Origin of the sequence: Streptomyces sp. 5-10 (assembly GCF_014712245.1) — a bacterium.
GTDB lineage: Bacteria > Actinomycetota > Actinomycetes > Streptomycetales > Streptomycetaceae > Streptomyces > Streptomyces violaceusniger.
On the sequence record NZ_JACVYG010000075.1, the window covers coordinates 1 to 15,234 of the forward strand.

Below are 15,234 nucleotides of genomic sequence, written 5' to 3' on the forward strand. Positions count from 1 at the left end.
CGCCCTCGTCGCCGCCCGCACGACCCGCAGCGCGGCCGCCCGCCCACCGCCGCACTCGGCGGCGGCCGCCCGCCGGCGCTCCGCGCCGGGCGACAGCGGCGAGGGGCGGTATGCGGCCCGTGAGCGGCCCGGGAGCTACAGACGCGGTCAGAGAAACGTCCCCGAAGGGATGTACGGCATCGGCGGCGGCATCCCCCGCAGACACACATAGCCGCTCGTGGACAGCTCGAGCCCGGCCTCGATCCCCACGTCCACCGCCCACTGCTGCTCGGCCGTCAGCCCCGGCACCCGCGCGTCGGCGCCCTCCGGAAGGCACAACAGCGCGGCGGTCAGCAGCCGTTTCGCCAGCCGCCGGGAGGTCGCGGCCAGCATTTCGACCTTGCCGTCCTCGCCGACGTAGCAGTAGCCGCTGCCCGCCAGGTCGTCCACCACCAGCAGCCGCCGCTGGGTGAGCAGCAGTTCGTGGTCGGCGCCGTGCGCGCCGCCCCGGGTGCGGCGGTCCACCGAGTCCAGCAGGTCCCGGTGGCGGGCCACGCCCTCGTGCACCGCGCCGTCCGGCGGGGACAGCCGCTCCTTGGTCTCCGGTCCGACCGTGCCGCGCAGCCGCATCGCCGGATGCAGCGCGAACCCCGCGCGCCGGTAGGTGCTCGCCGCGCGCGGATCCTCCGATCCGCAGATGATGCCGCGCAGACACCCCCGCCCGTACAGCAGCGCCGCGGCCAGCAACTCCCTGCCCACGCCCTGGCGTTGGGCCCGCGGCAGCACCGCGAACATCGACAGCCCCCAGGTGCCCTCGCGCCGGGCCGACAGCGCCACGCCGAGCGGCATCCCGGCCTCGTCCAGGGCGAGCCAGCAGCCGCCCGGGTCGGTGCGGGCGAGATGGCGGTTCCGCTCATGGACCTCGGCCACGTACCCCGGCGGCCATCCGTCCTTGCCCGCGAGGGCGGCGGAGTCCCCGAAGGCGGCGGCCACCACCTCCCATGCCGCCTCGGCGTCCTCGTCGGTGTCACGTAGCTGGCGGAGGATCATGCGCCCATGATGGCGCGTCCGATGGGCGATTGTCGGTACGCGGAAGCGGCTTGCTCGACCGGCGAACGCGACAACGTTGTCAGGCTGACTGTAACGATCAGTACGCCGCCAACCGGGTGTCCCTGTCAAGACCGTCCCCGCACCCTTACGGCCGACGGCCCCCGTGCGGTACGGTCCCCACGGCTTGCTCGACCCGGCGATCGCGGCCCTTCCGAACAAGGTGGGACCGCAATGCCCTCAAGACCCCTGGCCGCCCTGGCGGCCGCGGCCCTGACCGCGGGGCTCCTCGCCACCGCGGCCACCGCGCCCGCGTCGGCCGCCCCGGCGCCGACGCTGGTCAAGGACCCGGCGGCGTACGTCGATCCGCTCATCGGCAGCTCGGCCGGCGGCAACACCTTCCCCGGCGCCGTCGCGCCCTTCGGCATGCTGTCGTGGAGCCCGGAGAACACCCGCGGCGACGCCACCCGGACCGCCGCGCCCGGCGGCTACCACTACGACGCCACCCGCGTCCGCGGCTTCAGCCTCACCCATATGTCCGGCACCGGCTGTGCCGGCGGCGCGGGCGACATCCCCTTCTTCCCCCACGTCGGCGAGGTCACCTCCTCACCCGCAGCCGACACCAAGGACCAGGTCTACGCCTCCGACTTCAGCCACTCCGACGAGACCGCCGAACCCGGCCGCTACAAGGTCTCCCTCGCCTCCGGCGCCGGTGCGGAGCTGACCGCCACCGCCCGCACCGGCTCGGCCCGCTTCACCTACCCCGAGGGCAAGACCGCCTCCCTGCTGATCCGCACCTCCTCCTCGGAGGTCGGCAGCACCGGCGCCGACCTCACCATCGACCCGGCGCACCGCACCGTCTCCGGCTCGGTCACCAGCGGCAACTTCTGCGGCTACCTCGACCCCGAGGGGCGCCGCAGCTACTACACGCTGCACTTCACCGCCACGTTCGACACCCCGTTCACCACCCAGGGCACCTGGCGGGACGGCACCCTGCGGCCCGGCACCACCAGCGCCGAGGGCGGCTCCGGCGGCTATGGCACCGACGGCCGCCCGGTGGCCGGGAAGGGCTCCGGCGGCTATCTCCAATTCGCCCCGGGCACCCGCCGGGTGGGCGTCAAGGTCGGCATCAGCTACGTCAGCGACCAGGGCGCCCGGGCCAACCTCGCGGCCGAGAACCCGCCGCGGCGCGGCTTCGACCAGGTGCGGAGCGCCGCGTACGACGCCTGGCGGCGACAGTTGTCCGCCATCCGGGTCGGCGGCGGCGCGGACGCGGACCGCACCACCTTCTACACCGCGCTCTACCACTCGCTGCTGCACCCCAACGTCATCAGCGACGCCGACGGCCGCTACCGGGGCAGCGACGGCGAGGTGCACCGGGTGAGCCGGGGCCACCGGGCCCAGTACGGCACCTTCTCCGGCTGGGACGTCTACCGCTCCCAGCTCCAGCTGCTCACCCTGCTGGAGCCGGACAAGGGCTCGGACATCGCCCAGTCCCTGCTGAACCTCGCCCGGCAGAACGGCGGCGTCTGGGACCGCTGGCTCCAGGGCGCCTCGGGGACGCATGTGATGAACGGCGACCCGTCGGCCGCCGCGCTCGCCGGGATCCGGGCCTTCGGCGGCGACGACTTCGACCTCGACGCCGCCCTCGACTCGCTCGTCAAGGCGGCCACCGAGCCGACCGAGAAGGACCTCAGCCCGGCGGGCAAGCCCATCATGTCGGTCGGCCAGCGGCCCTCCCTCGACAGGTACCTGAAGCTGCACTACATGCCGTCCGTCTCCAACGCCTGGGGCGGCGCGGCCGAGACCCTGGAGATGTCCGGCGCGGACTTCGCCCTCTCCCAGCTGGCGCGGGCCGCGGGCCGCAAGGACACCGCCGAGACCTTCGCGCGCCGCGCCCAGTGGTGGCAGAACACCTTCAACGCCGCCGCCGACCCGGAGACCGGCGGCTATGCCGCCAACCGTAAGGCCGACGGCAGCTGGGTCACCGGCTTCACCCCGGCCACCGGCAACGGCTTCGTGGAGGGCACCAGCGCCCAGTACACCTGGATGGTCCCGCACAACCCCGCCGGTCTCTTCGCCGCCATGGGCGGTAAGGACGCCGCGGTGAAGCGTCTGGACGCCTTCTTCCACGACGCCGACGGGGGCTGGGCGCTCACGGGGGCGGGCGGCGAGAAGTCCGAGCTGGACAACGAGCCGTCGATCAACGTCCCCTATCTGTACGCCTACGCCGGGCAGCCGTACAAGACGCAGGAGACCGTGCGCGCCGCGATGCGCCGGCTGTGGACCACGAAGTCCGACGGCATCCCCGGCAACGACGACCTCGGCGAGATGTCCTCGTGGTACGTCTTCTCCGCCCTCGGCATGTATCCGCAGGTGCCCTCCCGCGCCGAACTGGTCCTGGCCTCGCCCCTCTTCCCGCGGATCGAGATCGACCGCGGCGGCCGGGACATCTCCATCCGCGCCCCGCAGGCCGCGCCCGGCGCGCCGTACGTCCAGGCGCTGAAGGTGAACGGGCGGGCGAGCGACCGCCCCTGGCTGCCGGAGTCCTTCGTGACGCACGGCGGAACGCTGGACTACACCCTGTCCGACGCCCCCGACCGCGCCTGGGGCTCGGCCCCGTCCGACGCCCCGCCCTCCTTCCGCGAGGGCGAGCAGCCGTACCAGATCGGGGTCGGGCCCACCACGGGCACGCTCGCCCCGGGCGACAGCCTGACCGTGAAGGTGGCCGCCGTCCCGGTCAGCGAGGGCGACCGCCCCGAGGTGCGCTTCACCACCGACGCCCCCGACGGGATCACCGCCTCACCCGCCTCCGGGACGGTGGACCCGGACGGCACGGCGGAGATCTCCCTGCGCGCGGGGAAGGACACGGCCGAGGGCTTCTACGACGCGAAGGTGACGGTGACCAGCGAGGGCACCGAGGTCGTCCAGCCGATCACGCTGACCGTGGCCGCCCCCGGCTCGCTGCTCGCCGCGTACAACAACGTCGGCGCGACCGAGGACGCCGGCGAGCACGACGAGGGCGACTACGACGGCGGCGGCTGGAGCTACTCCCGCCAGGCCCTCGCCGCGGCCGGCCTCGAGCCGGGCGCCAAGGGGACCACCCAGGGCCTGGACTACACCTGGCCCGCCTCCCCGTCCGGCCGCCCCGACAACGCCTCCGCGGACGGCCAGACCATCACCCTCCCTGCCTCCACCGCCATGTCCTTCATCGGCAGCGCCGTCAACGGCAACCAGAAGGCCACCGCCAAGGTCACCTACACGGACGGCAGCTCGGACGAGGCGGACCTGTCCTTCACCGACTGGACGGTGGGAGGCGGCGGCGGAACGGTCCAGTACGGCAACGTGACCGTCGCCAAGACCCCGTACCGCAACATCAGCGGCGGCGACAAGGACGTGGTCGACGCCTACATCTTCGCCACGAAGGCGTTCCGTGCGCCGGAGGGCAAGACGATCAAGAGCGTCACCCTGCCCGACAACGCGGATCTCCACGTCTTCGCGGTCGCCCGCGGCTGAGTCCGGCGCACACGATCGAGTGAAACGAGAGCAAGTGCCACCGGCACTTGCCCTCGTCTTTCCGCACGAGAGATCTCCGTCGACGGTTAGCGCTGCGCGGGCCGGGAGGGGGAGGCGTCGATGTACCACTCCCGGCCCAGCAGCAGGCCGAAGAGCGGGGCCGGTAGCCGGATCACTCGTCGCATGACGGGATTCATCCGGCCGGTCCCGTTCACCTGGGAGTGGTGGGCGGCCAGGGCTGCCTGCTTCTGGCGGGCGTAGCGGCGTACGTCGTAGCGGTGGGTGAGGGCCGAACGGGGGCTGAAGCGGCTGGTCAGCTCGGCGGGGTCGTGGCGCAGGGGGATGCGCAGGAGTTGTGCGAGGCGTAGCAGGCGCTCGACGGCGTCACGGGGGATCGTCGCTTCAAGGACCCTTGGCGTCTTGGCCAGTTCGGCGGCGCGGTGGCCGACCTCGTGGACCTTGAGGTGGTCGCGGTGGCCGTAGCCGCCGTTGGCGTCGTACGTGAGCAGCATCGCCGCGTCCTCCTCGCGCAGGATCGCGGCCAGCCGTTCCGCCGCACGGTGGGGCGGGTGGGCGGGCCCGCCACGCCGCGCCGTGTTGGCACGCGGGCCGTGGCCGGTGAACTCCCGGCCACGGCCCGCGCCCCTCACCGCAACGCTCAGCTCACTTCAGCTCAGCAGCTCCACCTCCGCCAGGGTCGACTTGGCGTCCGGCACCAAGCGGTAGTGCTCGTACGTACCGGGCTCGCGCACCGAGAAGACGCGGGTCTGCTTGTCCCAGGTGAAGGACTCACCCTTGCGCCGGTCCAGGTCCCGCCACTTCGCACCGTCCTGAGAGCCCTGGAGCACCCAGCCGGTCGGGGCCTTCGCACGGTCCGACGAGGTCAGGGTGTACTGGACCGCGCGGCCCGGCTTCGTGACCGGCAGGTCGACCGATTCGAACGTGGCCTCCGTCCCCGAGGTGTTGTCCAGCAGCGCCGTGCCGCCACTCGGGACCGTCAGGTCGTGGCGCGGGGTGGGCACCTTGTCGTCCTTGGTGATGGAGGACGGCGCGGCGTTCGCGCCCGTGCCCCAGGCCGACGGCTTGGCGCCCATCGCGAACTCCAGCGTGCCGCCCTTGGCGAGCACCGAGTGCGGCAGCGCGGTGGAGTTCCACGCCTTGCCGTTGACCTTCAGGCCCTGGACGTACACGTTCGCCCGGCTGTTGCGCGGGGCCTTGACCACCAGGTCGCGGCCGTTCTCCAGATGCACCGTGACCTTGGTGAACTGCGGCGATCCGACCGCGTACTCCGAGCCGCCCATCACCAGCGGATAGAAGCCCAGCGAGCTGAAGAGGTACCAGGCGGACTGCTCGCCGTTGTCCTCGTCGCCGTGGTAGCCCTGGCCGATCTCGCTGCCGGTGTAGAGGCGGGAGAGCACCTCGCGCACCTTCTCCTGGGTCTTCCACGGCTGGCCCGCCGCGTCGTACATGTACGTCGCGTGGTGGGCGACCTGGTTGCTGTGGCCGTACATGCCCATGCGGACGTCCCGCGCCTCGGTCATCTCGTGGATGACGCCGCTGTAGGAACCCTTGAACTCGGGCGAGGCGGTCTCCGGGGTGGAGAAGTACGTGTCCAGCTTCTTGGCCAGGCCCGCGCGGCCGCCGTAGAGGTTGGCCAGGCCCCGGCTGTCCTGGGGCGCGGTGAAGGCGTAGCCCCAGCCGTTGGTCTCGGTGTAGTCGTAGCCCCAGATCCGGGGGTCGTACGTGTCGGAGGGCACACGCCACTTCCCGTTGGCGTCCTTGCCCTGGAAGAAGCCCGCCTTGTCGTCGAAGAGCGAGACATAGCCCTGCGCACGGTGCAGGAAGTACTCGGACTCCTCCTTGTAGCGGGCCTTCTTCGTCTTCGCGTAGAGGGCCTTGCCCATGTTGGCGAGGCCGAAGTCGTTGAGATAGCCCTCCAGCGCCCAGGACAGCCCCTCATGGGTCTCGGTGCTGGTGTAGCCGAGGAAGGGCGAGGTGGACATGCCCTTCCGGCCGACGCCCGAGGTGGGCGGCACGGCGGTGGCGTTCTTCAGCGCCGCCTCGTACGCGGCCTCGGCGTCGAACCGCACGCCCTTCAGATACGCGTCGGCGAAGGCGACGTCCGAGCTGGTGCCGGTCATCAGATCGGCGTAGCCCGGCGAGGACCAGCGGGATATCCAGCCGCCGTCCTTGTACTGCTGCACGAAGCCGTCGACCATCGTGCCCGCCCGCTTCGGGGTGAGCAGGGAGTAGGCGGGCCAGGTGGTGCGGTAGGTGTCCCAGAAGCCGTTGTTGACGTACACCTTGCCGTCGACGATCTTCGCGCCGGTGTGGGTCGGGGTGTTCTCCCCGGTGGCCGGCGAGAAGGCGCTCGCGTACTGGTAGCGGGGCTTCGCCGCCGTCCCGGTGTTCTCGAAAGCGGAATTGGGATAGAGGTACAGCCGGTAGAGGCTGGAGTAGAGCGAGGTGAGCTGGCCGCGGTCCGCGCCCTCGACCTCGACCCGGCCCATGATGTCGTCCCACTCCGCCTGTGCGGCCCGCTTGACCTGCTCGAACGACCGCGACGCGGGCAGCTCCCGGTCGAGGTTGGTCTTCGCCTGGTCGACACTGATCAGCGAGGTGGCGAGCCGGAGGGTGACCGTGCGGTCCTTCCCCGGCTTGAAGCGGAAGTAGCCCGTGACGTCCTTGCCGCCGCCTCCGTCCAGCTTGCCGCTCGCGCTGACCGGGGTGTCGAGGACGCCGTAGACGAACAGCCGGGTGGCGCCCGCGGACCCTCCGCTCTTGACGTCGGAGTAGCCGGTGACGACGCCGTGCTCGGCGTCGAGGGTCAGCCCGCCGTCGTTGTTGACGTTGTCGAAGATGACGCTCGCGTCCTCGCCCGGATAGGTGAAGCGCAGGGCCGCGGCGTGGTCGGTGGGCGCCATCTCGGCGGTGAGGCCGTTCTCGAAGGTCACCCCGTAGTAGTAGGGACGGGCGGTCTCCTTCTCGTGGCGGAAGGGGAGCGCGCGGGCGGTGCGCCCGGCGTCGGGGGTGCCGGCCGCGCCGGACGGCATCACCTGGAAGGTCTGCCGGTCGCCCATCCAGGGGCTGGGCTCATGGCTGGCGCTGAACGCCTGGATGGTGGGGAGGTTGTCGTCGTTGTTGGCGCGGGCGTACTGGTAGAGCCAGTCGGTGGAGCCCGCGTTGGTCACCGGCGTCCAGAAGTTGAAGCCGTTGGGGACGGCGGTGGCCGGGAAGTTGTTGCCGCGCGAGAAGCTGCCGCTGGAGTTGGTGCCGCGGGTGGTCAGAGCGTAGTCCGACAGGTGCTTCAGCGGCTTCTCGGGCGCCTTGGGGGCGATCGCGATGTCGTCCACCCAGCCGCGGAACTTCGCGGGGCCCTTGGGGGAGTCGTAGGCCACGAGGATCCGGTCGACCGTCTTGCCCGCGGCGACCGCGCCGATCCGCGACTCCTTGTGGTTCCACTGGTTGACGTAGAGCGTCTTGGAGGCGGCCTGGCCCTGCGGGCTCATCCGGGCGCCGTGCTGGTCGACCGCGCCGGGCAGCTCGCTGAGGTAGGTGCCGTCGGTGAAGGCGAGGTCGACGGAGACGTGGGTGGCCGGGTAGTCGAGATCCGTCTCGGGCATCGACGGGAAGATCCGGTAGGACAGCTGGGTGTCCCGGGTGACGGCCGTGTCGACGTCGAAGACCTTGTTGTACGAGTACGCCCGGCCGTCCGGCTTGTGGGTGCCCGCGTACAGCAGGGCGTGGGTGCCGGTGAAGCCCGCGTTGGCCTTGGCGGTGGGGGAGCCGGTCGGGCCGCGGTCGATCTGGGCGCGCATGTCGGAGGGCGCGGGCGGAGCGGTGTCGCCGCTTGCGAACTGCACCTCGGCCAGCTGGAGGATGTCGTCCCCGGCGTTGCGGGTGATCTCCAGCCGGAAGTGCTGATAGGCCGTGGAGTTGCGATAAGAGAACTCCCGCGTCTGCTGGCGCGAGGAGAAGGTCTCGTCCTTGCGGGTGTCCAGCGTCGTCCAGTCGGAGCCGTTGGCCGAGCCCTTGAGGGTCCAGTCCTTCGGGTCCCGGCCGGAGGCGTCGTTGGCGGAGGTCAGGGCGTAGCGGACGGCCTTCACCGGCTCGCTCAGGTCGAACTCCAGCCAGGCGGTGTTGTCGAAGGCCAGCCACTTGCTGGTGACCTCGCCGTCGACGAGGTTCTCCTTGATCTCCCCGCCGTCGGTGTTCTCCCCGCTCGCGCGGACCTCGGTGACCTTGTCGGTGACATTGCCGGGGATCCCGGAGGAGTAGCCCCCGTCGACGCCCGACGCCTTCTTCTTGCCGTCGGGGCCGGTCTCGACCGCGTTCCGCCAGTCGGGCTGCGGATCGCCCGACTCGAAGGACGAGGCGAAGGTGCGGTCGGCGTGGTGCGTGGAGTCCGGGCCGGCGGGGGCGGCGACCGCGCCGCCCTGGGCCGTCACCGCCAGCAGGACGGCCGCCACCAGGGCGGCCGACCGTCCGATCCCACGCCATCGTCTCTGGGGTCGTCTCTGTCGCATACTCAGCCTCTCAACGAGTCTGACAACGTTGTCCACTGGGTCGGGCAGAGATAAGTAGGGAGGCAGGGGGAGGGTGGTGTCAAGGATGCGGACAGCGCTCAATGGGCGCCCGTGCGGCGGGTGGTACGCCGCGGGCCGTACCGCCGACGGTGGTACGGCCCGCGGCCATGGGGGCGATTCCGTGCGCCCCTTGGGGTCGCTCCTGGCGTGTCGTCAGCCCGCGCTGCCGGACTTGGTGGCCAGCGACAGCCGGCACTTCTTCGCGGTGTGGGAGCTGTCCGCCTTGATGCCGGTGACCTTGATGGTCTTCTCGGTGTTGCCCGCCACGGGCGCGTCGGACTCCACACCGGTGGTCACGACCTCCTCGGAGCTGTCGACGAAGCCGACCAGCAGCGAGTAGTAGGCCGTGCCGGAACCGGAGTTGCTGATCTTCACATTGGCGTAGGGCTTGCCGTCCGAACCCCATCCGCAGGTGCCCATCTTGGCGTCCGGGGTGACCAGGCCGGAGCCGCCGGTGGGGGAGTCCGACGGCTCGTCATACGGGTCGTCGTAGGGGTCGTCGGTGGGCTCCTCGGTCGGCGCCTGGGTGGGCTCGACCGGCAGTTGGGCCATGCCCTTGCCGATCGCCGCGCCGCCCTTGCTGTCCCCGGCGGACGAGCCCCCTCTGCCGGAGCCGCACCCCGCGGTGGCCGCGAGTGTCGCGGTCACGACAATGCTGGTGGCGAGGGTGAGCTGCTTCCGGGACACGGGAACCGCCTTTCGGGGAGCGCGCACGGCTGCGTGCCGCGCGGCATGTCTCCCCTTACGGTATGTCGGGCAGGTCTCAACTCGGGAAAGACTGATACCCGATGACCTCTCGATCTTGCCCATATGAGGCCCAGTGGACTATACCTGTCGCCCCAGGGGGAAGGCCGCACCGCGGCCCATATCGGAGGGCCTCGGCGGGTCATCCGCGCTCCCCGGCGTACACCCAGCAATACTCCGCTTGACGCTTCAACTGACCCGCGGTGTCGGGGCCCCTCGCCGGAGGCGAGCATGTACGGGAGACCGTTACACCGCCTGAGTCCTGACGAAGGCGAGGACTTGAGCATGGGATCCACCTCAGATGTCGGCCGTCGCGATCTGATCAAGCGCTCGGCGGCGCTCGGATTGATCACCGTGCCGGCGATGAGCGCGCTGTCCGCCTGTGCCAGTGGCGGTGACGACGACTCCAAGAAGGTCGACAAGGGCAAGAAGAGCGCCAAGAACCCGCTCGCGGTCAACGAGAGCGCCGCGCTCGACGTCGTCATCTTCGACGGCGGCTTCGGTCAGAAGTACGCCAAGGACGCCGAGGCGGAGTACGCCGCGGCCTTCCCGAAGGCCAAGGGCAAGATCAAGCACTCCGCCACCCAGAAGATCCAGACCGTCCTCCAGCCGCGCTTCAACGGCGGCACCCCGCCGGACCTCGTCGACAACTCCGGCGCCGAGCAGATGGACTTCGGCACCCTGGTCGGGAAGAACCAGCTGACCGACCTCACCCCGCTGCTGGACGCGCCCTCCCTCGACGACCCGAACAAGACGGTCCGCGAGACGCTGCGCCCCGGTGTCGTGGAGATGGGCCAGTTCGACGGCAAGCCGGTGTGGATCCTCTACTACGCCTACACCGTCTACGGCGTCTGGTACTCCAAGACCAACCTCGCCAAGCTCGACGTGGAGTACCCCGAGACCTGGGACGACATGCTCAAGGTCTGCGAGAAGGCCAAGAAGAAGAACATCGCGGGCTGGACCTACCCCGGCAAGTTCCCCTACTACTTGCCGTTCAGCCTCTACCCCTTCATCGCCAAGATCGGTGGCCGGGAGGTCCTGGACTCGATCGACAACCTGGAGCCGAACGCCTGGAAGCACCCGGCCGTCAAGGCCGCCTTCGAGGCGTACTACGAGCTCTACAAGAAGGGCTACATCCTCAAGGGCACCCCGGGCCTCACCCACATCGAGTCCCAGACCGCGTGGAACCAGGGCAAGGCGCTGTTCATCCCGAACGGCTCCTGGGTGGAGAACGAGGCGAAGAAGACCACCCCGAAGGACTTCCAGATGGCGGTGGCCGCGCCCTCCAGCCTGGACAAGAGCGACAAGATGCCGTTCGGCACCCTGTGGGCCTCCGGCGGTGAGCCCTTCATCGTCCCGAAGTCGGCGAAGAACCCCCAGGGCGGCATGGAGCTGCTGCGGATCATGCTCGGTGAGAAGTCCACCAAGAACTTCATCAAGCAGGTCTCCTCGCTCTCCTCCCTCAACGGCGGCACCGACGGTCTCACCCTGCCGCCGGGCCTGTCGTCGGCGCAGGAGGCGCTGACCAAGGCGGGCAAGAACGTGGTCAACCCGCGGCTCCAGGACTGGTACGTGACGCTGCAGAAGCAGCAGATCGGCGTCGGCGCGCTCGGCGAGATGATGGCCGGCCGGATGACCCCCGCCGAGACGATCAAGAAGTGCCAGAAGTTCGCCGATGACACGGCCAAGGACGACGCCGTCAAGAAGTACAAGCACGTCTGATGCCGCTTCACGCGTCGCCGGCGGCATTATCCGTAGGGGAAGACCGAGGTCGGTAGAAATGCAGCATGGGAAGTACCGGTTCATCGCGGGGTTCCTGGCCCTGCCGGTGATCCTTTACGCGGTCTTCGTGATCTCGCCGTTCGTCCAGGCCATCTATTACTCGTTCACGGACTGGACGGGCCTGAGCTCCGACTTCCAGATGGTCGGGTTCAAGAACTACAACTGGCTGCTGCACGACGACCTCTTCTGGAAAGCGGTCGGGCACAATGTCGTGCTGCTGCTGGTGGTGCCGCTGGTGACGCTCGGCCTCGGGCTCTTCTTCGCCTTCATGCTCAATGTGGGCGGCCGGGGCCGTAAGAACGCGGCGATCTCCGGGGTGCGCGGGTCGAGCCTGTACAAGGTGATCTATTTCTTCCCGCAGGTGCTGTCGATCGCGATCGTCGCCCTGCTGTTCCAGTTCACCTACAACCCGCGCAACGGCGCGATCAACTCCTTCCTCGACGGAGTCGGCCTGGACTCGCTCCAGCAGGAGTGGCTGGCCGATCCGAAGCTGGCGCTGTGGTGCCTGATGGCGGTGATGGTCTGGAGCAACGTCGGCTTCTACGTCGTCCTCTTCTCCGCCGGGATGAGCTCCATCCCGAAGGACTTCTACGAGGCGGCGCTGCTCGACGGGGCCAACCGGGTCAAGACCTTCTTCAGGATCACCCTGCCGCTGCTGTGGGACACGGTCCAGACCGGCTGGATCTATATGGGCATCATCGCGCTCGACGCGTTCGCCGTGGTGCAGATCATGACCGTGGGGCCGGGCGGCCCCGCCGACTCCACCCAGGTCATGGGCTACTACGTCTACACCAAGACCTTCCACGACGGGCAGGCCGGACGGGCCACCACGATCGGCGTCGCGATGCTCATCGTCACCCTGATCTTCGCGGTCATCGTGACCAGGCTCGGCCGGCGCGAACGGCTGGAGTACTGATGCCGATCACACCGACCGCACCCGGCCACCGCCGCCCGACCGCCGACCTGGGGGTACCACAGTGACCTCGCACGCAGAGCCCTCGGAGCTCCCGGGCGTCACCAAGGAGGACGAGGCACCGGCCACCGGGCCCGTCCGCAAGCAGCCGCCGCCGGGGTTCACCCCCGAGGGCCGGATCGGCAGCGAGGGCAAGGTCCTCAACGTCTTCTCGCACGGCATCCTGGTGGTCTGGGGACTCCTGGTCACGCTGCCGCTGCTGTGGGCGGTGATGAGCTCCCTCAAGACCGACAAGCAGATCTTCACCTCGCCCTGGGGACTGCCCTCGGCCCTGCACTTCGACAACTGGACCCGGGCCTGGAGCAAGTCGAACATCGGCGACTTCTTCCTCAATACGATCCTGGTGGTGGGCTGCTCCCTGATCGGGACGATGCTGCTGGGCTCGATGGCGGCGTACATCCTGGCCCGCTTCGAATTCCCGGGAAAGCGGTTCATCTACTTCATGTTCGTCGGCGGGATGAGTTTTCCGATCATCCTGGCGCTGGTGCCGCTGTTCTTCGTGATGAAGAACATGAGCCTGCTCAACACCTTTCATGGGCTCATTCTGGTCTATATCGCCTATTCGCTGCCGTTCACGGTCTTCTTCCTCACCTCGTTCTTCAAGACGCTGCCGTCCTCGGTCGCGGAGGCGGCCCTGATCGACGGGGCCTCCCATACCCGGACGTTCTTCCAGGTCATGCTGCCGATGGCGAAGCCCGGGCTGATCAGCGTGGGGATCTTCAACTTCCTCGGGCAGTGGAATCAGTACATGCTGCCCACGGTGCTCAACACCGATGAGGACAAGCGGGTGCTCACCCAGGGTCTGGTGCAGCTCGCGGCCAGCCAGCAGTACAAGGGTGACTGGTCGGCGCTTTTCGCCGGTCTGGTGCTGGCGATGCTTCCCGTCCTCGCCGTCTATATCCTCTTCCAGCGGCAGGTCCAGGCGGGTCTGACCGCGGGCGCGCTCAAATAGGGGCACCCGCCGGAGCGCTTTTCACGGCCCCGTCCTTTCCGTTATGCGGAAAGGACGGGGCCGTGCCGCTGTGGGCGGCGGAGGGTACCGCGAGCGGTCCCACGGCGGTCGGGGACTTGACGTGGGACAACCGTGGCGGCTCAGCTTAGAGTTCACATGTTGGAGACACAGCCGGGCCCCACTGCTGCGGTCCGGTCTGCGGAGCGGCCGTCGTGCCGCCCGCGAAGGCGGGAGTGGATGGGCGTGGAGACTCCGGGATCGCAGTCGTCGCTGCACCGGGCCAATCTCGAGCGGGTGGTCCGTGCGGTGCGCATGGCGGGCTCGCTGACCCAGGCGGAGATCGCCCGGTCCACCGGGCTGTCCGCCGCCACCGTCTCCAACATCGTGCGCGAGCTCAAGGACGGCGGAACGGTCGAGGTCACGCCCACCTCGGCGGGCGGCCGCCGGGCGCGCAGCGTCTCGCTCAGCGGTGACGCGGGCATCGTCGTAGGGGTGGATTTCGGCCATACGCATCTGCGTGTCGCCATCGGCAATCTCGCCCATCAGGTGCTGGCCGAGGAGGCCGAGCCGCTGGATGTGGACGCCTCCTCCTCCCAGGGCCTGGACCGGGCCGAGCAGCTGGTCAGCAGGCTGATCACGGCCAGCGGGCTGAGCCAGGACAAGGTGGTCGGCGTCGGCCTCGGCGTGCCCGCGCCGATCGACGTGGAGACCGGCACGCTGGGCTCGACCGCGATCCTGCCGGGCTGGGCGGGCACCAATCCGCGCGACGACCTGGCCCAGCGGCTCGGGGTGCCGGTGCACGTGGACAACGACGCCAACCTCGGCGCGCTCGGCGAGCTGGTCTGGGGCTCCGGCCGCGGGGTCGGCGACCTCGCGTACATCAAGGTCGCCGATGGTGTCGGCGCGGGGCTGGTGATCAGCGGGAAGATCTACCGCGGCCCCGGCGGTACGGCGGGCGAGATCGGCCACATCACCCTGGACGAGTCCGGCCCGGTGTGCCGCTGCGGCAATCGCGGCTGTCTGGAGACCTTCGCCGCGGCCCGCTATGTGCTGCCGCTGCTGCGTTCCAGCCATGGGGCGGACCTCACCGTGGAGCGCATGGTGCAGCTGGCCCGCGAGGGCGACCCGGGCTGCCGGCGGGTGATCGGGGACGTCGGCCGGCACATCGGCAGCGGGGTGGCCAACCTCTGCAATCTGATCAACCCGAGCCGGATGGTGCTGGGCGGCCAGCTCGCCGAGGCGGGGGAGCTGGTGCTGGGCCCGATCCGGGAGTCGGTCGCGCGGTACGCGATCCCGAGCGCGGCCCATCAGCTGTCGGTGATGCCGGGGGCGCTGGGCGGCCGGGCCGAGGTGCTGGGCGCGCTCGCGCTGGTGCTCAGCGAGATGGGCGATTCGACGCTGCTGGACGGCGCGCTCTCGGCGGGGGCTCCGGCCCTCACCTGACCGCGGGGCGGGGGCGCCGGTCCTCGTCTGACGGCCGGGCGAGGGCGGTTGGGCCGTGGGCAAGCCTTGAGAGGCTTTGTCCGGTCACGCTCCGTCTATCCGGCCTGTCCGGCTGCGTTCACTCAGATAACGAATGGCACCGTTGCCATCTCGTTAAGGATTTACTTCTTGACGCCATGCGGGCGGCCGAGTTGACTTCCAGCCACCTCGGC

9 protein-coding genes are annotated in these 15,234 nt (G+C 69.9%); 5 read left to right on the forward strand and 4 right to left on the reverse strand.

Features of this window, described 5'->3' with window-relative positions; genetic code table 11:
* Positions 1-147: 147 nt before the first annotated feature.
* The gene (locus tag IEJ02_RS43800) at positions 148-1,029 is read right to left on the reverse strand and encodes a GNAT family N-acetyltransferase (RefSeq protein WP_191069888.1); all 882 of its coding nucleotides are present in this window, start codon (positions 1,027-1,029) and stop codon (positions 148-150) included.
* 231 nt (positions 1,030-1,260) lie between these two features.
* On the opposite strand from IEJ02_RS43800, the gene IEJ02_RS43805 reads away from it, so the two are divergent.
* Positions 1,261-4,542: a GH92 family glycosyl hydrolase gene (locus IEJ02_RS43805; RefSeq protein ID WP_191069889.1), complete on the forward strand. Its 3,282-nt coding sequence runs from the start codon at positions 1,261-1,263 to the stop codon at positions 4,540-4,542.
* An 86-nt stretch (positions 4,543-4,628) separates the two neighbouring features.
* Here IEJ02_RS43805 and IEJ02_RS43810 read toward each other — a convergent pair whose 3' ends face one another.
* From IEJ02_RS43810 to IEJ02_RS43820, 3 genes are all read right to left on the reverse strand, one after another.
* The gene (locus IEJ02_RS43810) at positions 4,629-5,192 is read right to left on the reverse strand and encodes a PIG-L deacetylase family protein (protein ID WP_223865422.1); all 564 of its coding nucleotides are present in this window, start codon (positions 5,190-5,192) and stop codon (positions 4,629-4,631) included.
* Positions 5,193-5,210: 18 nt separating this feature from the next.
* Entirely contained in the window at positions 5,211-9,068 is a 3,858-nt protein-coding gene (locus IEJ02_RS43815; RefSeq protein ID WP_191069890.1) for a GH92 family glycosyl hydrolase, read from the reverse strand.
* A gap of 213 nt (positions 9,069-9,281) precedes the next feature.
* Complete coding sequence (locus IEJ02_RS43820; RefSeq protein WP_191069891.1) at positions 9,282-9,815, reverse strand: hypothetical protein; 534 nt, start codon at positions 9,813-9,815, stop codon at positions 9,282-9,284.
* A gap of 342 nt (positions 9,816-10,157) precedes the next feature.
* Between IEJ02_RS43820 and ngcE the strand changes: the two genes are divergently transcribed.
* From ngcE to IEJ02_RS43840, 4 genes are all read left to right on the forward strand, one after another.
* The gene (gene ngcE / locus IEJ02_RS43825; protein ID WP_191069892.1) at positions 10,158-11,594 is read left to right on the forward strand and encodes an N-acetylglucosamine/diacetylchitobiose ABC transporter substrate-binding protein; all 1,437 of its coding nucleotides are present in this window, start codon (positions 10,158-10,160) and stop codon (positions 11,592-11,594) included.
* A gap of 58 nt (positions 11,595-11,652) precedes the next feature.
* A complete protein-coding gene (locus IEJ02_RS43830) occupies positions 11,653-12,570 on the forward strand; it encodes a carbohydrate ABC transporter permease (protein WP_191069893.1) in 918 nt (305 codons plus the stop codon).
* Between the two features lie 61 nt (positions 12,571-12,631).
* Positions 12,632-13,579, forward strand: a complete 948-nt coding sequence (locus IEJ02_RS43835) for a carbohydrate ABC transporter permease (protein ID WP_174890214.1) — start codon at positions 12,632-12,634, stop codon at positions 13,577-13,579.
* A gap of 243 nt (positions 13,580-13,822) precedes the next feature.
* On the forward strand, positions 13,823-15,022 hold the full coding sequence (locus tag IEJ02_RS43840; protein ID WP_137980979.1) for an ROK family transcriptional regulator: 1,200 nt from the start codon (positions 13,823-13,825) through the stop codon (positions 15,020-15,022).
* Positions 15,023-15,234 lie beyond the last annotated feature (212 nt).